Source organism: Candidatus Falkowbacteria bacterium, from assembly GCA_018674305.1.
In the GTDB taxonomy this organism is placed as follows: Bacteria; Patescibacteriota; Patescibacteriia; order UBA11705; family JABHMO01; genus JABMRF01.
In genome coordinates this window covers 114,390-134,827 of record JABHAL010000015.1, presented here as the reverse complement: position 1 = coordinate 134,827, position 20,438 = coordinate 114,390, and the positions used below count along the sequence as shown (strand labels likewise).

Annotated in this window: 23 protein-coding genes and 1 tRNA gene; 22 read left to right on the top strand and 2 right to left on the bottom strand. The window is 35.8% G+C overall.

From position 1 onward, the window contains the following. Nucleotides 1-4: 4 nt before the first annotated feature. The 5 genes from HN643_06060 to HN643_06040 all read left to right on the top strand — a co-directional run bounded on the left by HN643_06060 (nt 5) and on the right by HN643_06040 (nt 4,368). Complete coding sequence (locus tag HN643_06060; GenBank protein ID MBT7501197.1) at nt 5-259, top strand: hypothetical protein; 255 nt, start codon at nt 5-7, stop codon at nt 257-259. Nucleotides 260-366: 107 nt separating this feature from the next. After that, on the top strand, nt 367-1,473 hold the full coding sequence (locus tag HN643_06055) for a hypothetical protein (protein ID MBT7501196.1): 1,107 nt from the start codon (nt 367-369) through the stop codon (nt 1,471-1,473). Between the two features lie 128 nt (nt 1,474-1,601). After that, a complete protein-coding gene (locus HN643_06050) occupies nt 1,602-2,717 on the top strand; it encodes a hypothetical protein (GenBank protein MBT7501195.1) in 1,116 nt (371 codons plus the stop codon). A 127-nt stretch (nt 2,718-2,844) separates the two neighbouring features. Beyond that, nucleotides 2,845-3,873 carry a hypothetical protein gene (locus tag HN643_06045; protein MBT7501194.1) on the top strand — a complete coding sequence of 343 codons (1,029 nt, stop codon included), beginning with the start codon at nt 2,845-2,847 and terminating at the stop codon, nt 3,871-3,873. Nucleotides 3,874-3,885: 12 nt separating this feature from the next. Further along, on the top strand, nt 3,886-4,368 hold the full coding sequence (locus tag HN643_06040; protein MBT7501193.1) for a hypothetical protein: 483 nt from the start codon (nt 3,886-3,888) through the stop codon (nt 4,366-4,368). Between the two features lie 39 nt (nt 4,369-4,407). Here the strand turns inward: HN643_06040 and HN643_06035 are convergent, their stop codons facing one another. Continuing rightward, the gene (locus tag HN643_06035) at nt 4,408-6,069 is read right to left on the bottom strand and encodes a hypothetical protein (protein MBT7501192.1); all 1,662 of its coding nucleotides are present in this window, start codon (nt 6,067-6,069) and stop codon (nt 4,408-4,410) included. A gap of 456 nt (nt 6,070-6,525) precedes the next feature. Here HN643_06035 and HN643_06030 point away from each other — a divergent pair, with 456 nt between their 5' ends. From HN643_06030 to HN643_05985, 10 genes are all read left to right on the top strand, one after another. Further along, nucleotides 6,526-7,044: a hypothetical protein gene (locus HN643_06030; protein MBT7501191.1), complete on the top strand. Its 519-nt coding sequence runs from the start codon at nt 6,526-6,528 to the stop codon at nt 7,042-7,044. 244 nt (nt 7,045-7,288) lie between these two features. Next, nucleotides 7,289-9,139 carry a hypothetical protein gene (locus tag HN643_06025; GenBank protein MBT7501190.1) on the top strand — a complete coding sequence of 617 codons (1,851 nt, stop codon included), beginning with the start codon at nt 7,289-7,291 and terminating at the stop codon, nt 9,137-9,139. A 146-nt stretch (nt 9,140-9,285) separates the two neighbouring features. After that, a complete protein-coding gene (locus HN643_06020) occupies nt 9,286-9,489 on the top strand; it encodes a hypothetical protein (GenBank protein ID MBT7501189.1) in 204 nt (67 codons plus the stop codon). Between the two features lie 114 nt (nt 9,490-9,603). Further along, nucleotides 9,604-9,807, top strand: a complete 204-nt coding sequence (locus HN643_06015) for a hypothetical protein (protein MBT7501188.1) — start codon at nt 9,604-9,606, stop codon at nt 9,805-9,807. Between the two features lie 20 nt (nt 9,808-9,827). Next, the gene (locus HN643_06010) at nt 9,828-10,010 is read left to right on the top strand and encodes a hypothetical protein (GenBank protein MBT7501187.1); all 183 of its coding nucleotides are present in this window, start codon (nt 9,828-9,830) and stop codon (nt 10,008-10,010) included. Between the two features lie 411 nt (nt 10,011-10,421). After that, on the top strand, nt 10,422-10,682 hold the full coding sequence (locus HN643_06005) for a hypothetical protein (GenBank protein MBT7501186.1): 261 nt from the start codon (nt 10,422-10,424) through the stop codon (nt 10,680-10,682). A gap of 343 nt (nt 10,683-11,025) precedes the next feature. Beyond that, complete coding sequence (locus HN643_06000; GenBank protein MBT7501185.1) at nt 11,026-11,901, top strand: protein DA1; 876 nt, start codon at nt 11,026-11,028, stop codon at nt 11,899-11,901. Between the two features lie 93 nt (nt 11,902-11,994). Then, nucleotides 11,995-12,375, top strand: coding sequence for a hypothetical protein (locus tag HN643_05995; protein ID MBT7501184.1), 381 nt, complete (start codon nt 11,995-11,997; stop codon nt 12,373-12,375). A gap of 131 nt (nt 12,376-12,506) precedes the next feature. Next, nucleotides 12,507-12,911 (top strand): hypothetical protein, encoded by a 405-nt coding sequence (locus tag HN643_05990; protein ID MBT7501183.1) that lies wholly within the window; start codon nt 12,507-12,509, stop codon nt 12,909-12,911. Nucleotides 12,912-12,970: 59 nt separating this feature from the next. Further along, nucleotides 12,971-13,864: a hypothetical protein gene (locus tag HN643_05985; protein MBT7501182.1), complete on the top strand. Its 894-nt coding sequence runs from the start codon at nt 12,971-12,973 to the stop codon at nt 13,862-13,864. 42 nt (nt 13,865-13,906) lie between these two features. Here HN643_05985 and HN643_05980 read toward each other — a convergent pair whose 3' ends face one another. Further along, nucleotides 13,907-14,608: a rhomboid family intramembrane serine protease gene (locus tag HN643_05980; protein ID MBT7501181.1), complete on the bottom strand. Its 702-nt coding sequence runs from the start codon at nt 14,606-14,608 to the stop codon at nt 13,907-13,909. A gap of 420 nt (nt 14,609-15,028) precedes the next feature. Between HN643_05980 and HN643_05975 the strand changes: the two genes are divergently transcribed. The 7 genes from HN643_05975 to HN643_05945 all read left to right on the top strand — a co-directional run bounded on the left by HN643_05975 (nt 15,029) and on the right by HN643_05945 (nt 20,332). Continuing rightward, complete coding sequence (locus HN643_05975) at nt 15,029-16,324, top strand: TIGR00341 family protein (GenBank protein ID MBT7501180.1); 1,296 nt, start codon at nt 15,029-15,031, stop codon at nt 16,322-16,324. 28 nt (nt 16,325-16,352) lie between these two features. Next, nucleotides 16,353-17,021, top strand: coding sequence for a hypothetical protein (locus tag HN643_05970; protein ID MBT7501179.1), 669 nt, complete (start codon nt 16,353-16,355; stop codon nt 17,019-17,021). Between the two features lie 64 nt (nt 17,022-17,085). Next, entirely contained in the window at nt 17,086-17,334 is a 249-nt protein-coding gene (locus HN643_05965; protein MBT7501178.1) for a hypothetical protein, read from the top strand. 114 nt (nt 17,335-17,448) lie between these two features. Next, nucleotides 17,449-19,053, top strand: a complete 1,605-nt coding sequence (locus HN643_05960) for a hypothetical protein (GenBank protein ID MBT7501177.1) — start codon at nt 17,449-17,451, stop codon at nt 19,051-19,053. Between the two features lie 221 nt (nt 19,054-19,274). Then, nucleotides 19,275-19,349, top strand: a tRNA-Asn gene (locus HN643_05955). Between the two features lie 287 nt (nt 19,350-19,636). After that, nucleotides 19,637-19,858, top strand: coding sequence for a hypothetical protein (locus tag HN643_05950; GenBank protein MBT7501176.1), 222 nt, complete (start codon nt 19,637-19,639; stop codon nt 19,856-19,858). 9 nt (nt 19,859-19,867) lie between these two features. Beyond that, the gene (locus HN643_05945) at nt 19,868-20,332 is read left to right on the top strand and encodes a hypothetical protein (GenBank protein ID MBT7501175.1); all 465 of its coding nucleotides are present in this window, start codon (nt 19,868-19,870) and stop codon (nt 20,330-20,332) included. The last annotated feature ends 106 nt before the right edge of the window (nt 20,333-20,438 follow it).

Sequence of the window (20,438 nt, the reverse complement as noted above, 5' to 3'; positions counted from 1 at the left end):
TGCCATGTGGTTAAAAATTATCTTGATTGCGATTGTTGTGCTTATCATCTTTTTCTTCCTTCTTGGAATTGCCTTTATTAAAGGCTGGATCATGGGAGAAGATGCTGAGGAAAACCCCGAAGGTCGTGAAGTTAACAAAAAGGAGGCTTGGTTTGTTACGGGAATTCTCCTGAGTATCGCCATCGGATTGTTCAGCATTTTCTTGAGTTCTGGGCATCCGTGGGTTAAGAAGTTGAAGGAAAAACGTAAAAAGAAGTAGTCCAAAGGGCAAGGTGCTTGCGCCTTGCCCTTATTTATTTTCAAGTTTAATCCTTGTTCTAAAATATTTAGAATAAAGATTGATCTTTAAAATTTCGGAGGTTTGTCATGTTAAAGTGGACAAAGCGAACTTTGGGTATTTTTTTTGTTGGTTTGGCAGTATTTCTTTTCCTTGGTCTTGTGATGTACGCGGATTTCATTGGTTTTTTAATGGTTTACCCATATATCGTGGTGAAAGTTTCTGGTTACGGCCTTAATATTTATTTGGCTCAAGTGATCGGTTTAATTATCGGCATCGGGCTATGGGTAACTATTTTTAAGTTCTTTTTGAGCTGGAATAAAAAAAGACGCTACATCGGTTTTGGGTTGATCGTTTTAATTTTTGTCAGTCATTCACTAGTAATGTACGCAGTTAATTACAACACGATTGTTCATCCAATTACTGGAGATCGAAAGTTTTGCATTGACGATAAATTGAGTGGGCGCGTAAAGGTCTATGAAGGGCACAGTTATGACGAATTTGGTGACCAGTCTATTAGATGTAATGATAGCCAACTCAGACGCTTTGAAATTAATAAAAGATATGCAATGGACAATAATCAAGAAATTGATTTTTATCAGGTTGCAAATGGTTTTATAAGTCAGAAAACGGGAAAAGCAATATTTTTCTATTGCAATGACACTGAAGCCAGAGTTCATTTTTTTAATATGCGTGGTCATTGTCCTTGGGGCGGTGAACTTTCAGATGTAACTGCAGATATTATTAAACAAACGAAGGAAAACAACAATTACCGACCAATAGCACGTGAAATAAGTGAGCCGCAGGTTAAGCCTGCTTCAAAAATTAATTTCTTTGCCTTTGAAAAAAATAAGGAAGCGACTCTATTGTTTGCATTTTGCTTTCTTGTTATTTTGATTGTATTGATGATTTTTTTTCTTGCTGGGATAGGTATTCGTTCGTTGAAATTTTGTTCTTTGTGTGTGTTCTCAATATTCCCAATGACCTTTATAGGGATATTAATAGCGGATTTGGCAGTTTGGATGTCTCATCTGAAGGTTCCCAATTTTTTTATGGCTATTTTTGGTATACCAATATTCGTTTTAGTGACACTTGGATATTACCTGATAGTTATTTGGATTTCTAAAAATACTTCTTTGGAACGAGATTTTTGTGACGCAAGATACGTTATCAAAAACATGTTCAAAGATAAATAGATTCAAGATGTAAACTACAAAACCTGGGCGAAGTCAAGCACTTTGCTTCGCCCTAATTTTTTCAAGCTTAATCCTTGTTCTAAATAATTTAGAATAAAGATTGATCTTTAAAATTACGGAGGTTTGTCATGTCAAAGTGGACAAAGTTGTCTATTGGTGTGTTTTTTATTGGTTTGGCAGTATTTTTGCTGGTTGGAATAGCAATGTACGCTGAGTTTTTTGGTTTTTTAATGTTTTATCCGTATGTGGTAGCACAGATTTCTGGCTACGGCCTTAATATTTATCTGGCTCAAGTGATTGCCCTAATAGCCGGTGTCGGTTTATGGGTAGTTATCTTTAAGTTTTTTCTTAGTTGGAATAAAAAGCGACGCTACATTGGATTTGCAATAATTGGATTAATCTTCATTAGTCATTCCCTGGTGATGTACGCAGTTAATTACAATACGATTGTACATCCGATTACTGGAGAGCGAAAATTTTGTATTGATGATCGTTTGACCGGTCGGGTTAAGGTTTATGAGGCTCAGCTTTACGATGAGTTTGGTGATCTTGCTTATCGTTGTGAAGATGATCAAGTTGAAAGATTTGAAATTGAAAAAAAATATGAGCCTGATGAAAATCAGGAAATTGATTTTGTTCAGATAAAAAAGGGCTTTATTAGTCCAACAACTGGCAAGTCAATATTTTATTACTGCTATGACATAGACGGAATTGTTCGCTTCTTTAATATGGTTGGCCATTGTCCTTGGGGTGGCAATGTAAGGCAAGTAACACCAGCTATAGTCAAACGGACGTCAACGAAAGGTAATTATCTCGAATGGGAAAATAGTAATGAAGACGTTGAAGAGATTGAATCCGACGAGTCAGATTTTAATTTCAACTTATTTGCTTTTATGGATTATCAAACTACTGGTGGCTTGGCATTTCTTTTGTTCATTTTTTGTCTTGTTGGTGGTGTTTTGTTTATGTTGGCTGGAGCGGATAGTGGTTATTGGCAGTTTTCTGTGTTGGTAGTGTTTTCAGCGTTGCCAATTTCTATTATTATAATTTTGGTTGCTGATTTGGCAACTATTATTGTATATTATAATGCTCCAGCAGTACTTGTTTTCATTTTTGGAATTCCGGTTGGCGCGTTATTGATTTTTGGGTATTGTGTGTTATTGTATTTTATTGTTGAAGATAGTTCATTAGATATAGATTTTTCAATGATTCGTAGATCATTCCATAACTTACTTCACCCATAACGGTGTTTGTTTTGAAAGTCTAACATGGGCGAAGTCAAGCACTTTGCTTCGCCCTAATTTTTTAAAGGCTGACAACTGTTTTATTGAAAAATAAAACAGTTGTTGTTCTTTAAGAATGGAGGATAAAATGAGTCAGAAGAAAAAGAATCATTTTGCAAAAGGGCCAGACACGAGTCCTGGTATTTCAATTACTTCTATTCATGAATTGTTAGAAAGAGAAAAAATTAGAAAAAAGAAATTGCAACTAGGAATATTTTTACTAGTCGTGGCAATTTTGCTTCTGATTGGCACCTGGCGCTATGCATCAGTTTTTGGTTTTTTAATGGTTTATCCTTACGCCCTGGAGCAACTCCTCGGGCTTGGGTTGAATCAATATTTAGCCAAGGCAATTGCAGTCGGTGTTGGAGCAATTCTGTGGTACGCAATATTTAAACTGTTTTTCAGTTTAAATAGAAAGAAAATGGAACGAGGTTTTATTTTGCTGGCTTTTATCTTTGTTGCCCACTCTCTGGCAATGTATTTTATTACCAGCTCAAGAATTTATGACCCCCAAACAGGCCAAGTGATTAAATATTGTACTTATGACAAAATCACAAATGAACTACAGGTGTTTGATCAACCAATCTATGATGAATTTGGCCAAAAGGCTAGAAAGTGTAATAAGAGTCAGGCCTTGGAATTTGTGCAAAAAAAGCGTGGAATAAAAACTGACACTGGAATGGAAAAGATCAGAGAACAGTCATTTGCCAAAGCTGAACAAAATCAAGCACGTTGGCGAAATGAGGGGCCCAAGAAAAAAACAAGTACGCAATTTCATCAACCTACAGAAACACATTCCAGTTCGCTAAAAAAAGAAATATCAAATCCAATGGACTCAATTGTAACTTTTACTATAATAATAACACTTCTTTTCACATTAGTAATATCTGGCTTTATATTTATGTATTTAGATCATTCTGAATATGACAGTAAAGAAAGAAATGAGCTCACTCTGAAGGTCTTGATTGTGACTTTGACGGTAGGTGGACTTATGGGGGGAGTTGGGTATTGCTTGGTGTATGCTACTAGATTGGCAATTCTAGGGTATATGACTGTAATAATTAGTCTTATTGTACATTCATTTTTTGTCTGGGTGTTTAAAGATGATCTTGAATAAGGGAGGTTTAAGATGAATAATAACAAAAGGCTACTGTTGGGCATTTCCCTTCTAGTGATGGGAATTTTGCTGTTAGTTGGGATGTTCCGATATGCCAGTTTTCTCGGCTTCCTGATGATATATCCATACGCCCTAAGCCAGGTTTTAGGGTTAGGTCTGAATGTTTATTTAGCCAACGTCATCGCAGTTGTTGTTGGCTTTGTACTGTGGTTTGCAATTTTTAGGTTATTCCTTCGTTGGAATAAAAAAAAGAGAAACCTAGGTTTTGCTCTTTTGTTGGGAATGTTTGCCTTGCATTCCTTGGCCATGTTTTTTATCAGTGGTGATCAACTTGTTGACCGCTGGACCGGTCAGAGAAAGTATTGTACAACGGATTCATTGGATGGGTCAGTACATGTTTTTGAAAGACCCTTTTATGATGAATTGGGTCAGCAGGCAAAAGAATGTACAAACGAACAGATTAAAAAGTACGTGCAGAAAAAACGTGGTGAGTAGAATCCAAAAGACAATAGGGAAAATCAACAATGATTTACCCTATTTTTTTTGAAAATAAAATATATGGTTTGACCCCTTGTCTGTAGTATAATAATTATCGGACATGAATTTAGATTGAGGAATGAGTTTCTCAGAGTTAGACCAATAGTCGTTCAAAACAAAATACGCTTGATCGACGTTTGCTTGGCTCATGGCTTGGTCAATAAAATCACGATCAACTTTTTCGAAAACTAATTTTTTATAATATTGATAAAGATTGTTATCATTGCCATTAGGAATTGAGTAGTAAAAATCTTGGTTATAATAATGAGCAAAACCAAATTCTCTAATTGCCGCTGCCGCTAGCATTTGGTTGCCAAGAACAATATAATCACCCTCAGTTTTTTGGTCAATTAATTGCACGGCCTCAACGTCGCCCTTGGTAACATTATATTCTTGTGAGTCTTTGTAATCATCTTTAACCGGATAAGAAAAATATAGTGAAGTGCTCGTTATTAAGGTGAGCAAAAGGAGTACGAAAAGCTTTCCTGCGAAGTTGCCCTGTTTGTCAAAATTAAATTGAATTAAATTATAGAATAAATAAATTACAATTGGTAGTAAGAAATATAAACTTAATTCAGAGATTCTGCTCATAAATTGAGCTTGGTTTTGATTCGTAGCGAATTCAAAATTCAGAAAGACTTTGGTCAGTAAAAAATTAACAAAAATTACTATGCCTGCTCCAAAATGAACTTTGTATTTTGCAAATTCTTTTTTGAATAACATTAAAAGTAATCCACAGCCAGCAAGGATTAGAAATATGATCTTAATGTTGAATCCATAAACATAAATTAGATCGTAAATGAATCTGAACTTGTGTTCACTGTGAAATAAAGTAAAGTCGAACAATTGAGAAAGATTAAATTTAAGTAAACTGACTTTTAAATTGTTTAACCAAGAGTTAAGAATGAAAAGAATTGGAAATACGAATAAACTACCTAAAATTAAAACTGTTTGTGTGGCTTTTTTAACTTTTGCGTTTATAATGTTTTGGCTGAATAAATAAATTACAAAGACCAAAATCGGAGCGCCAAAAAGCGGATGAATAGTTAGAGTGATAATGCTTAGAAATAATAAAAACTTAAGCATTGATTTATGTTTAATAAAGCTTAAAAAGATAATGATTAAACACAATAAATTTGTTAAACCTTGAGGTGTTGTGTGGATAAAGTAGGTGATTGGTAAAATTAAACTCCCCAAGCAGGCAGTTAGAGAATAGTTTTTGTTTAACTTTAGTCCAGTTGTTAGGCCATAATAAATGGAGGTCGGCAAAAGAATCGCCATGCTAAGCGGTAGAAATAGTTTGTTGATGAATTCCAATGGAAGCTGAGTGATATTGTGTAAAAATATAACAACTGAGTATTCTCCAATGTAATAAAACGTTTTTGGGATTAGGGTGCTGGTGGCCATTATTTGTTTCATGGCGGCCAAGTGTAAGAATGGGTCATAACCGTAACCGATTTTATAAATAATCAGAGCTACACTGGAAAAAAGCGCTGTGTAAATTATTAACAAAATTTTTGAAACTAAAATATTTTGATTTTTGATCAAAATAATAACCAGTAGAATTGTTAGCACAATAAAAAACACAAAGAAATCTTTGCTTACGATGTTCCATGGTGAAGTTATGGCTTGGTCAGTTCGAAATTTGAATAGCAACATAAAATTCACCAGAACGAAAATTAAAAAACCGAAAATTAAAAATTTTGGCTTTAGTTTAACTATATAATCACTGAAAAATTGTTTTAAGTTAAATTTCGGTCTAATAAATTTCGGTGTGAAGTATTCAAGTGGAATGGTGGTAATGATTAGGGCTCGAATAACAGTCAATGGTTCCAGGTTGTATAAATAAAAGCTGATCCATAGTATAATGGAATTAATCCCGACGAAGGCTAAGCTTCCATAAAGAGTTTGGAAAAATCTATCAGATGTCGCAAATATTTTGTGGCCGAGACGCTGTCCATAAAAGAAAATTAATATTCCGGCCACAACCACTCCCAAGTAAGGGTTTTTAATTACAAAAATATTTGCTAAGATGAGAGCAATGAAAGAGAAGGGTCTGAAAAAATAAATTAATCTGAGTTTGAGCTTCATAGTTTAAGTTTAACATTTTTTCGCATGAAAATCAATCTGAACAAGTTGTTGCAAATCACAAAAATAGTCGTCACAGCCGGTCTGTTGATTTTGTTTTTGTTTTTGATTTATCAGAAGCTTGTGCCGAATAATAGTTTGACTTACAATTATAACTTTTCAGGTCAAGAGCGGTTTATCCAAGGATTTTATCCAGAAGGCCGAGTGGCTCAATATGATGATTTACAAAGAATTATTTTTGAGCCAGTTTATCTAGATGTTTATTCACCTCGAACGTTTAAAAAAGCCAAAGTCATATTACGTTATTACAGACCATATGATGTTCAAGCAAAGTTTGGACTTAAACTTGTGCAGAATGATTGGGCATTTTATTTTGAAGAATTACCGGAAACTCCTGATGGTTATATTGATTATGAAATGGAATTCGATTTAACCAACGCTGAAAGGATTAAAAACAAATACAAATTTATTTTAGCCTTTCAAGAACTCGGTATCACCAACGAGAAAGTGCTGGTTGATAGCATAAAAATTACTTTAGAAAAATAATATGAATCTATCTTTAATTGAATTTTTTCATAAGTTAATAAATTTTCTATTTTTGAATTTCTTTATATTTTCTGTAATTTTAGCAGTTTGTGAGCTTGCGATGCCTGGGTTTGTGATTTACTATTTTAATCTGAATTGGATCTTATTGATTACATTTGGTTTATTTTTGGCCAAAACAGGTAACTATATTGACAAAATGTAGTATTTGTGCTAAAATTAAAGTATTATTAAATAACATTAAACTATGTCGCAAGACAGACCATTTAATTCAAAGACTCTAAAAGAACGTTTTCCCGAAGTCTATAAAAAATTCTACGCGGAAAATGATATTGTTGTTTCTGGCGCTTTTAATTTTTCTTTGTCTCCTGGTATAATCTGGCGCGCCGGTGCGCCGCTTGTTCGTTTGAAGTTACCTTTAAAATGCTATGTTGGAATCAAAGTAAATAATGGTAAATCAACAGTAAGTAATGGGTCATATCTAGTTTATAATACGAGTAAAGACAAATTTAATACTAATGATTGTAGTTTGGATGGTTGGTGCGAACATATTGATTATTTGCAGGAGTTAGTAAGGAAGAAATGGTCAAATGATTTTAATGGTATCACTTTAAATTATCTTTTCGAATCTAGTGACTCAAGAGGCATTGATTCGAGCTTTGAAACGGTTGCAATGTCAGCAATATATTTGTATTTAAACCGGATTTCTATTGAGGAGTTCAAGCAATTTCCGTCAACAAGTTCGGCTGAAATTCTCAAAGGTGAAACTAAGCTTGCTAAAGATTTCAGAGATATTCATCGCCAAACCTTGAAAATGATATCCAAGGGAATGAATGGTGGAGCCGCTGGTAACAGTTCTTACTCCAGTCTCTTGGACTCCAAGTTGCCAATGGTTTATTTTACTGAGGAAAGAGCGGGTAGTGAGAAAAAACCATACAAAGACAAGAGACCATTCATATTAGATGATATGGAAAAAGCTGAGAAGCTTGAGGTTTGGGGGTTTCGTTTAGATGAATTAGCAGATGTTACAGGATATTTTCCTTTGGACGTTGTTGGTATTTATCCAGGGGCCTCAAAAGAGCCTGGCCTTGCCGCAGAGTACGTGCATAAAAGTTTGATGCCAAGTTTTGATATAATTAGAGATAAAACAAAAAAATTGTTTTCAAAAGCTATAGACCTTGACTCTGATAGGTTGCCACCATTTTTGAAAGAATTGGATGTTGATGGTAAGTATTGGCATGATTATGCTGTAGGACAAAGCTATCAGTTAGTAAATTATGTTTTTGAATTGATTGAATTGTATCAAAATAAACTATCTGGCTCTGTAGTAACGAAATTTTTGGAACATCAAAGTATTTTACGAAATATTAACGGTGTTTTTGAAGATTTTCCGTCAAAAAATTTACAAACAATTTTAGATAAAATTAAAAGAAGGGCGTCTGAAGTCGATGAAAAAGTTGGGTTAAGACCATTGTATTGGGGAAAAATGGATGGAAATATTTTTGCGTTCAGTCCACTTCATAGATTTAGAGAGCAAAGCTTCAAACTTGTCGAGGAAATAAGACGAGATCATAATGAAAATGTTCAAATTGATTTTTGTTCATGGCGAGATGGCTGGGGGAGTGATGGTGTGAGACTTGAGCAATATATTAAGAAAGATATATATTCAGAATTTTTAGATAAGAATTCTTTAAAGCTGGAGGTTTGGGACAATAAAGACGAAGTAAATAGTATTGTCAGTATGAACGAACTTGATAAAGCAGATTTTGATTTATTGCTTGATAAAATTGATGGTAAATTATACATCAAGGGAAAAAATTATTCTTCAAAAGAATTACCTTCACAAAAAGCAACAATTGAGTTAGTTGAGTTTTTACTGCAGAATGTCGGTCAACCAGTAACTAATAAGCAGTTGTCTGAATCTGGTTATTCAAAATATCGTAATGAACTTCAAGGTAAGATCGTTACCCCATTATCAAAGCTTTTGAAGGAGAAAACAGGTAAAGATTTAGGATTAAAAGTTACGGGTAAACTTATGAATTTCTTTATAGAATTTAATCCAAAGAACTTAAAGATAGGAATTATTGATAAAATTTAATAAGCTATTGAAAATACATTTCAAAAAGGCTCTAATTTTAGAGCTTTTTTGTTTTCTCAAAAATTTCAGTATTCTTCATAAATTTTAGCAGATATAATACAAGCGAACATAGTTATTTAACAACGTTCAACTCAAAGGAGGTCAAAATGTCAAGTGGAAACTGTCCACACTGTAGTGGTTCTGGAAAAGAGTGGCAAATGAATGTGCGTCTTCCTGGTGGTGGCGATTACGGAGATTGTTCGGCTTGCAACGGCACTGGCAACTGTGGTCGTTGTAATGGAACTGGTGAAGCCGGGGACAAAAATTCTGGTGGCTGTTGGCGCTGTGCTGAGAATAAGTCCTCCTGGTAAGTTTGAAAACAGAATTGAGGACAGACAGTAAAGTCTGTTTGTCCTCTCTAATTTTGTTAATTATTTATACAGTAATTAGTGGAATTGGAGATAGTTAATAAACAGGAGGTAAAAATGTCAAGTGGAAATTGTAGAAGTTGTGGTGGTTCTGGTAAGGATTGGGCAATTCATCTTCGTCATCCCAGTGGTGGTCGCTATGAAGATTGCTCATCCTGCAATGGAACAGGTAATTGTGGCCGATGTAACGGAACTGGCGAAGCCGGTGATGAAAATTATGGTGGTTGTTGGTACTGTTCAGAAAACAAGGACAAGGCTTAAATGACAAAGGGGGGTGCTTTATGGGGATATCACGTTATGATTGCTCACGAAGAAAGATAAAGGTCTGGGTGAGTTGTGGTTGTTCTGGCGGAAAAAAGAAGAGCTGGCTTACGGGCGAATGGAAAAAATGCGGAAGTTGTAAGGGCCGGGGTGGTCATTACAAGGAAGAATATGCAGATGATCCGGTTGATACCCGTGGTTAATTAGCTTTATTGTAAACACAGGATTGAGGACAAACAGCCATGTCTGTTTGTCCTCACCTTTATGGCGAATCTAAACAATGGTGTTTGGGTTTGGCTAGAGGTTTAACTCTAGAATGGAGAAGGTTATGAGTCAAGGACACCACCCCGACAGGATGACGAACGTACCAGGCGACGTGATGGATTGGGACACCCACCAGGCAGTTCATGAGGGTGAACGGGAGGCCTTGGGAGACTTGGGTATCCGCCAGGACGCTTTCAATACCGGTTTCGGTAATGAAATCAACCCTGACAACTTGCCGCCTCGGCGGACGTATGGCAACGACTAGTTTCGTATAAGCCAAAGTGGGAACAAACAACAATGTTTGTTTGTTCCCACTCTTTTTAACTGCAATGTTCTCATGGAGGAGTGTTATGGATATTGATCAACACAGGTTTCGGGATGCAGTTATTCATCGTATGCAGCATAGTCCGACATCAAGAATTATTGATCAGTGGAATGCTCGAAGCGGACCAGATTACGCTCTTCAGCGTGCTCAAAGGCTTCAAGAAGAAATGAGAACGTATGTTCCACCGGCTGCAAAATTGCCTCTTGATTTGCTTGAAAGTACAAAAGAGGTTAGGCCTATTGATCTTCGTGAAAATCCATTCAAGTGGAAACCAATGGACTTGTAATTTAAGTTGTGGGTTGTAAAATTAGCACTCAAGTTACTGAGGGCAGATGTTAGAAAACGTTTGTCCTCATTTTTACGCATTAAATCAAAAATAAAATATGAATAGTGATGAGGTTGGTTATAAAATATTTAAATTATATAGATTTAATTCTTTTGGTAAGTTAATTTTAAAAATAGATTATGTCATTTATGGGAATAAAATAATCTATCAGAATGTTTTTGTTAGAAAGTAGTTCAAAAAATAAGACCTGTCAGATGTGACAGGTCTTTTGAATATTGACAAAACTAATTTTATGTAATAAGCTTAATTGTTATTTATTGTTCATTAAAACAAGAGGTTGAGCATGAAATGTGACTGTGGAAAGCAGGTTGCTAAGTGCGACCGCTATAATGGAGTATTGTTTTGTGATTATTGCAAACATGATCGTCGACCTGTCTGTCCACTTTGCGCCAGGTCAATATTGGATAGATATTTTGTTATTGTTGATGGTGATAACGCCTATCATGTTGATTGCTATAAACAAAACACAAGTCAGTGTTCAATTTGTCGGCAGGTTATTGATGGCGGACATTGGGTCGGTGACCATGGATTAATTTGTGAGTCCTGTTTCAATCCTAGTAAACAGTGTTTTGCTTGTGCTAAACAATTGAGTGACAAAACTCTTCTGCGTTTACCAGACCATCGGAAGTTATGTTCTGGTTGCGCGACAACGGCAGTACACAGTATCGGAAAAAATGATATCACTCAAATGGAAATAATTTTCAAGAACCTTGGTTGTAAAATCCAAAGACCAACAAGTTTTGCTGTTGTTGATTATTCTAAACTACAAAAAACTTTTGTTAAACCAGATTCAACGTGTTTAGGGCATTGCGTTTTTCATTATGCTGAAATTGGAAAAATAAAAATTCTGAAACATCACAGCATTGAAATTTTGTATGGGCTCCCACACTCCATGTTTCTGGGTGTCCTTGCACATGAAATGTTTCACGCCTGGTTAATTGAGCTTTTTTGGCAACGCGAGATTTTGTCGATTGATGATCAGGATTGGTTGGCTGAAAGTATTGCTTGTAGCGTGTTGAAGGATAGGGTAGGAGCAGAGTTCTGGTATAATCGTGCTAGGCATTCACGTGATTGTCTTCAAGCTCAGCCAAGATTGGTTGAATCACTTCGTGATAAGTCAGGTTCGGAAATAGTTAGTTTCATGCGAACCTTTAAGTAAGCTATAATCGCCCATACTGGGCGATTTTTATTTTTTTACAAATAATAATATTTTTGTGTTATAATATAATTAATAATTCATAAGTAAATCCTTATGTTCACTTCAATTTTATTAGCCAAAGTATTTGGCTTATTCTTTGTGGTCATGGCTCTGTTTATGGCCCTACGTAAAAAGTTTTTCAATGAAGTTTTAAAAGAAATTAAACATGATGAAGGTTGGGTTTTTTTATTTGGAACATTCACTTTGGTTATTGGTCTTTTAATGATTTTCGGACACAATGTCTGGGTTGATGCTTGGCGAATTGTAATCACAGTTATTGGTTGGCTTACTTTAATTAAGGGACTGTTCATGTTATTTTTTCCCAAAGAAACAATGCATTTAGCTAAGTACTTCATGAAAAATAATTGGCTTTGGGCACTTGATATTGTTATTGCGTTGATTTTGGGGATATATTTATTAATACAAGTAATGTAAATATTAAAAAGAGGCTTGTCTTATGAGACAGGCCTTTTTTGTTTAAATAATGTTTCAGTGTTGACACAGTAAAGAAAGTAATCTAAGCTTAATTGATGTTAAGATCATTAAAAATCTCATAGGAGATCACAATGGGGAATACAATTAATCTTGATGAGCTTAGTAGTAGTATTCTTGTATCAGAAGAGGGGATGAAAAGAAGTAGTGCCCTTTTTTTAAAACTGTTAATTGCTCACGTTGTGGATTTAGGTTTGAATTCAGTTACTTTGATGGCAAAGGCTGGTGAGTTGGAAGTCTATCATTGCCTGCACGGTCACGTCCGACAGTCTATTACAACTTCGGGAGATAATAAACAGTACTTGTTTGCTGAGATCCGTAAAAGGTCAGGATTCCAAGTAGAGAAGGGTAGGCCAGGTGACAAAAGAGAATTTGAAATTAAACTTATCGGAGGAGTTAAAATACTAGTTCAGGTAATAGTTTTAAGTGAACAGGCAGGTCAAGAAGGGTTCGAACTTCAGTTGTCACGATTAATCTAAAATCAGCCCTGAAGTACATTCTTCCGATGGTCGAAAGACTTCGGGGCAAGGAGGATTCAATGAGTAAGTTTAGTTTAAAGGAGCTGATGGACAAAGCGGTTGCAAATGGTTTAGTAGATCCGGAAGATGCTAAAGAATTACTAGAAACTGGAGATGAAGCCAAGCAAGCGGCCAAAGGTGCTTTTGCTCTCACTCGATACTTTCTGACCAATTCACGAAGCTTGATGGTCCGTAGTTTTCCTGAGATGAAACTTAAGAAGGTTGTTCCGTCAGCTGAGGCTTTGGAAGTTTTCACCAAAGATGAAGCATTTCGTAGTTTGGTTTTTGCTTTTGATCGAAAGGGCGACGAAGTTCATGTGGCTGTGACCGAAGATTCCGGGATGTTGTTCGCTGTTGCTAGAGCGGTCAAGTTGAACGTGACGTTCAAGTATTATAGAGCAACAAGCAAGGAGATTCGGGCGGCTATTGAGAAGTATCTTAAGGTGCAAGAGCAACCTGGGGTCGAGGAGACGGTTGCTGAAGAAGTCAAAAAAGATGACAAGACTTCGGAGCCAGAGGCTGAGGTTAGCCATTCTTTGAAGGTTGAGGAAAGTACAGCAGGTTGGATGTTATTGGCAATCCTTGAGCGAGCCAAAGAAAGTGGAGCCAAGAAGGTTCACCTTGAACCAGGCAATAAGGTAAAGGGGCAGAATTATCGTGCGCTGAATATTTCTGTTCATGATGACAAGAAGGAGCTCTGTCGACCCAAATCACCGCCACTGAGTCTTTTGCCGTTGATGTGTTCAGCTCTGAAAACTTGGGCTAAGCTGGACAGTGATAAGTTCGGGGAATTGCAAACTGGCAGTTTCCGCAAGAATAAACTGACCAAAGGTTTTCTTGGACAGTTTGACGTCGTAATTTCACCAGTTGAAGATGATCAGGTGAAAGAACAAGTAGTGATTTTTATCAAGTAAACAAAAAAGGTGTAGTTACAATGTTAACTACACCTTTTATATTTAATCGCTTAATAGTTTTTCTAAATCAATTTCACCAGTTGCCGGGTTAATTGGGGCGGGTGAAGGTTCAGTTGCAAATTCATCACTGGGTTGTTTAGCTAAACGTCTAGCTTGTATTTTGTGTTGTAGTTTGATATACAAACTTGCCATAAAGGCCCCACAACCACCGCCCACTAAGTGACTAAAGTGAGCAATGTTATCATCATTGAACATACCCACAACTTCCACACTGAGAAAGATTAGAATTGCTAATAGAAAACCAAATGGAATTTTATTGACTTTTGCTCCAGCATAAGATGCCAAGATGATAAACATGAAGGTTATTCCACTTGCCCCCCGAACCGTATGATCAAATAACAGGGTGTTGAAAAGCGCAGTGATTATACTGGTAGTGATAATCATTAGAATTAACCACCAAGAACCATACTTTTCTTCAAGCAAAGGACCAATCAGCACAATTAACATAAAGTTAGCAGCGTAATGCTCCCAGCCAGAATGACCAAAAATGTGAGTGAACAAGCCAAGCCAAAATAATACTTTGTCCGTGGCAAATTCAGCTGGTGATTCAACAAAGACATGTAGTCCAGAAAAGATCGAGGTTAGCGCCAGGATTAGCATGCAAATTATTGCATAAGTGTAAATTACAGGTGCATTATAACTGATGCGTGAGCGAATCTTTGTGACTATTGCTGTTTTCTCCATTTAAGCCTCCGATTGAATATTTATAATGAGCAATTTTGATTAACAATACATATTAAAACATATTAGTGGAAATGTCAAGTGAGTTGTAATGGTTCAATACCTTGGCAATATTAATGAGTTAAATTTTACTTACTTAGCCACCTGGGGTTGAAAACCCCAGGCTATTATATTCTAAACCCCCATAAATGGGGCTAAGTCTCTTCAGGCTACTTTAGTAGCCTTTACAAAACCTAGCCTGGCCCTTTCAGGGCCAGGTGGCTAAATACAATAATTATGAACATTTACATCCTAGAATTAATTACATTTAACACCACTGTAGGTGTTGCCAAGCTATTGACTTTAATTCGGTGAGTTGTTATTTATTATTTTCTTTAATTGTCATAATTTGCTATACTATAAATATTAAAATAGGATCAATTTATGCAAAAAGTAAAAAAACAGGAAGCGCAGGTTTTAAAGCGTAGATTTTTTAAAAGTTTTTTCATTGCTGGCAAGCGACAAATAAAAGTTTTCGAGCAAATCAATGAAAATGCAAAAGGTGATTTTGATTTCTATGTAATGACACTTTTCGCCGGGATAATTATTGCATTGGGAATCGTTATTGATTCGGCTGCTGTTGTAATCGGTGGAATGTTGTTGGCTCCTTTGGTTTGGCCGATTTTAGGAATGGCCTTGGGGGTTACAATGGGACGTTCACATATATTGAGAACTTCGTTAATGACAATTCTTAAATCGACTTTGGTAATTGTTATTTTCTCAATATTGGTTGGCCTGATTGCCCCGGAAGTTGTTATTGAAAGCAAGGAATTCTTATCCAGAACGCAACCAACATTATTAGAGCTTTTAATTGCTTTAGCTGCCGGTTTCGTGGGCGCCTTTATCATTGCTTATCCGAAAATGGGGAGCGCAATTTCCGGTGTTGTTGTTGCGGCTGCGATTGTGCCGCCAGTTGCTACGGTTGGATTGTCATTAGCTAGAGGTGAATTTGATGCAGCTGCTGGAGCATTCTTATTGTATTTATCCAATCTGATAGCAATTACTTTTGCGGCTACAATTTTGTTTTTAATTTCCAACTTTTCTACTAGTTCAGCTCAAGCTGAAGAAAAAAGAAAATCTGGCTTTCGGTGGAGCTTACTTTTGTTAATTGTTATTATTGTGCCACTTGTATTAATTACGAAACAAACCGCACTGACAGTGAAACAATCAAAGGCAGTAAAAGATGTTGTAGTTTCTAGTTTGCAAAATGTAGCAGTATCCAGCTTGAAGATTGATCAAAAAAATGATATTTTAGTTGCTAATTTAACAGTACAGGCAAAAGAAGGGATTACTGAGGATGAGGTCGAGGCAATGGAGAATATTTTAACCAAAAGATTGAAAGAAACGGTAATTCTAAATGTGACAGTGGTGCCAACCTTAGAAGTCGGAAGAAAGTTGTCTGATCTTTGGAAGGATGACGAGACTCCCTTGGTACAAGAACCAGTTGAAAATCTCAATGAATTAATCAAATGTCCAATATCTATTGGGAACAAAAAAGTGATACGTTCTTATTCTAAATTAGTTGGCTGTCCTATTTGTCCTAAAATTATTATTTGTGAAAATGGTGTCGAGTTTGCTGGCCAACAATATAATGAAGAAACGGGCCTTTGTGAAGATCTATTATTTGCCGGAGGAACACCATGCTTTGATGAAAGTTCTCCTGATGAACTTCAGCAGTAACTTTATAAACTTTATTAATTTGTCACTTATGAATGGTATAACAATCCCCTTAATCATCGGCTCAGCTGTAATCGATTCGATTAATCCTTGTGCATTTGCAGTTTTAGTATTTCTTATTTTGTATTTAATGGCCGTGAAAAACAAGAAACGAATGTTGACAATCGGATTGGTTTACATTTCTGTAGTTTTTCTTGTTTATTTCATTTCAGGTCTAGGTTTGTTAAGTTTTGTTCAAAGTATTCACGTTACAAAGTGGTTTTATTATTTCACGGCTGCTTTGGCTATAATTCTTGGTTTAATTAATCTAAAAGAAGTTTTCTGGTCAGGTAAAGGATTCACCTTGGCAATTCCAGATTCTAAAAAACCGTTATTACAAAAGTACATTAAAAAAGCAACTTTGCCAGCTGCGATTGTTCTCGGCTTATTAGTTGCTCTGTTTGAACTACCTTGTACTGGTGGAGTTTATTTGGCGATTTTATCACTTTTAGCTGCTAAGAATACCTGGTGGCAAGCATTTGCTTATTTATTACTTTATAATTTGATTTTTGTTCTTCCTTTGTTAGTGATTTTATTTTCTGTATATTATGGCTTACCGCCTGAAAAAATAGATAAATGGCGCAAAGAAAATAAAAGATGGATGCGTTTAGCAATCGGGTTAATGCTGATTGCGTTGGGGATTATAATGTTAATTATTTAATAATGATCAACGCGTAATTACCAATTACCAATTACAAATTACTGATTACTAATTGCTAATATATATGGCCGAAAAATTAATCGGTAAAGTGGCAAACTACTTTGAGAACATTGGTGTTGCCGTATTGAAATTGGATAAGCCTTTGAAGGTTGGTGAAACGATCAAAATTCAGGGTGGAGAAGTGGAATTTGAACAAGTTGTTGACTCAATGCAAATTGAACGAGAGTCAATTAAAAAGGCTAAAAAGGGTGATGATGTAGGCCTCAAAGTAAGTGAAAAAGTACGGTCAGGTTACCGAGTGTACAAAGTGTAAAATTAATTGGCAAATTTAGCCAAGGCTGTTGTTTTTTTAGTTTAATTTTGCTATAGTGTAGCCAGTTAACTGATTAATGATTTAAGTTAAAGTTTCCTTTATTACTTATATTTTATGTCAAAAGTCTTAAGTAAGTTGATTAAAAACTTGCAAAATAAAAAAGCTAAGCTTGGGTCTGGGGAAATGCTCAAGGTCAGCGCAGTCATTGGTAAAGCTTCGTTAGTTTACGAGAAGGTCCGCAATGCCGTTGATTATCAGGAAGAACATCTTGTCCGCAAGAATGGGATTTTTAGAATTTTAAAAAGAAAGTTATTATATGAAAAGGTGATCATGGAGAACTACTTGTTAGATAATTATCACCAAGAAAATCTAGCTAAGCATTTATTAAAGGAAATTATTCGTGGTGGTTACATAAAAAGCCAAGTACCACTTGAAATGGTAGATGAAGTAGATGAAATAATTCAGAAATATAATTCATTGCTAACCAGAATAAAAGAGATAGACGGACGAGTGGATAAAAAAACTTACCGATACTTTTTGGAGATGGCAGCTGTTGAGATTGAAGCAGCCCTAATTCCTCCAAGTAAAGAAAAGGCTTTAGTTACAGCAATGTTCTCAGTTTATAATCCCAGAATTCAATTGAAGGACAATGGCGTAGATGAGAAAGAAAAGGAATTACAAGTCTATATTGCTTGTTACCGAGCTTTATTCAAATGGGACGCGGCTATGATGCGGACCATGTTGTTGAATTTATATTATCCAAATTGGAAAAATGCAGACGAGAAAGTGATTCAAACAATTGCTAATAATATTGACAAGGTAAAAATGGAATTGGAGAAACAGCTGCATCACCCTTGGGTTAAACCATTTAATAAGATTTTACAAAAGAAAGCTATAATATTTTGGATTATTCGAGATGTTATTGAATCAAATCATGGCAAAACCGATCAGCTTATGGCTGACCGCGAAACATTGGAGGCAGAGGTAAAGAAAGCTATCAACAAGCGTTACAAAGGAGTGAATGTTAAACTTCGTCGTGGTGTAGTTCGAAGTATTATTTATGTTTTTTTTACAAAAATGATTTTAGCCTTATCGCTGGAATTACCAATGGATTTTTATTTAGCGGGGGCAATTGATTATACTGCAGGCGCAATTAATGTTTTCTTCCCACCAGTTCTGATGTTTTTTGTGGCTATTATGATCCGCATGCCGAAAAAAGAAAACACCAAAAAGATTATAACCGAAATCGACCAGATTGTATTTGATGAGGGCAAGGGAAAAACTTATGAGCTTAAACATCCGAGACGCAGAGGCAAAGTTACGAATTTTATGTTCCACTTTATTTACTCCTTGAGCTTTGTTTTTTCATTGATGGTAATTTTCTGGGGATTGAATAAATTGGAGTTCAACTTTTTTAGCAGTTTAATATTTGTTCTGTTTTTAACTTTAGTTAGTTTCTTTGGAATTAGAATCCGTCGACCGGTCAAGGAGCTTTTGGTTGTTGATCGGCGTGACAATTTACTTACTGCCTTGATAGACTTTTTTGCCTTGCCGTTTGTGAGTATGGGCCGCTGGATGTCAGGAAAATTTTCCAAGATAAATGTTTTAGCAATGTTTCTAGATGTTATAATTGATGCACCATTTAAATTGTTAATGGAGGTCTTTGAAGGGTTGTTTGGGTTTTTCCGAGAGAAGAAAGATGAAGTGATGGACGAGTAGGGGCTTGACAGAAGTTAGATAATTTGCTATATTACAAATGTATGAAATACACAGCAACCACAACCAATAATAATAATAACCTGCAAAACGTTGGTTGAGTTTATTTTGTGTAAAATAGTACATATTCAACCAGCGAGAAGCTGGTTTTTTTGATTATGAATATTTGGATTTTGTTTTTTTAATTTATTTAGTATTTGTTAAATTAATGAATTGATAATTATTTCGGGATGGTATAATTGGTAACACACCGCGCTGTTAACGCGAAGTTCCAGGTTCGAATCCTGGTCCCGGAGCCATGAAGTACATGCGAAACCAAGCTAGTTTGGGATCATAAGTTTGGCATGACTTCATGGTAAACCATGTTTTATGAGTGGATGGTTCATGCAGTGAACTTGAGGAACGAATAGTTCACTGCAGATATGTTATAATGTTAGTATATGAATTTTTATCTTCGGCTTGCCTTTGATATAAGCCATGAATCACTCATCTTTGTTGTAAAGGTGGGTGTTTTTGTTTCACTTGACAATGAAAAAGTAATATGTTAAATTCATTTACTGAGTGTTCTTTATAAAGGAGGCTGCAAATGGCACAAGAAAAACGACCTTTAAAGCTAAAGATTTTCTTAAATGAAGATAATGTGCGTCATCAGAAATTAGCTGACAATTTGGCTAGTAAAGCTAATGACTGGATCGAGGCACATTTGGAGAATATTGATCTTGACTCTGTGGAAGTTAATACAACTGCAGCTGGTAATTATGCGGTCTTGACGATTGTGATTAAATATTACAAAATTAGCTCAAACTAAGGAGGCATCATGGCAATTAAAATGTTTATTCGTGAAGAATGTACCAATCATCAGGAATTTGCTGACAACCTAAGTGATGAAATTAATGCCTGGCTGAGCGATCATTCGAACATTTTTGTGAATTTTGTGGATTTTAGATTGGCAGGCAACACCGAAGACAATGGAAAATGGTATTCAATCATCAGCGTTAAAGTTGATTATTCGAAAAGTAGAATCAAAGCCAAGAAGCAGAAAGGAGGAGGTGCACAATTGAAAGGCGTACGTGTAAAAATTTTCCTGGATGAAACCAATATGGAACATCAGAAGTTGGCAGATGAGATGTCCGAACGGGTTAATGTTTTCATTGATGATAATCCACGAAGAGATGTGCATTTTGTAGACATGCGAATTGCATCTATGGCGGTGCCATCTTCCGGCGGTTGGACGGCATTAGGTTTGTTGGTACAGTATTCTGATGGAACAAGACGTTCGTGATTATATAAACACACAGGAGACTAAATAGTCTCCTGTTTTTTGTTGTGGATATCTTTTTACAAATGAATTGAAATAAATTGTCCATGTGTTAAGCTTGGTGCGCGGA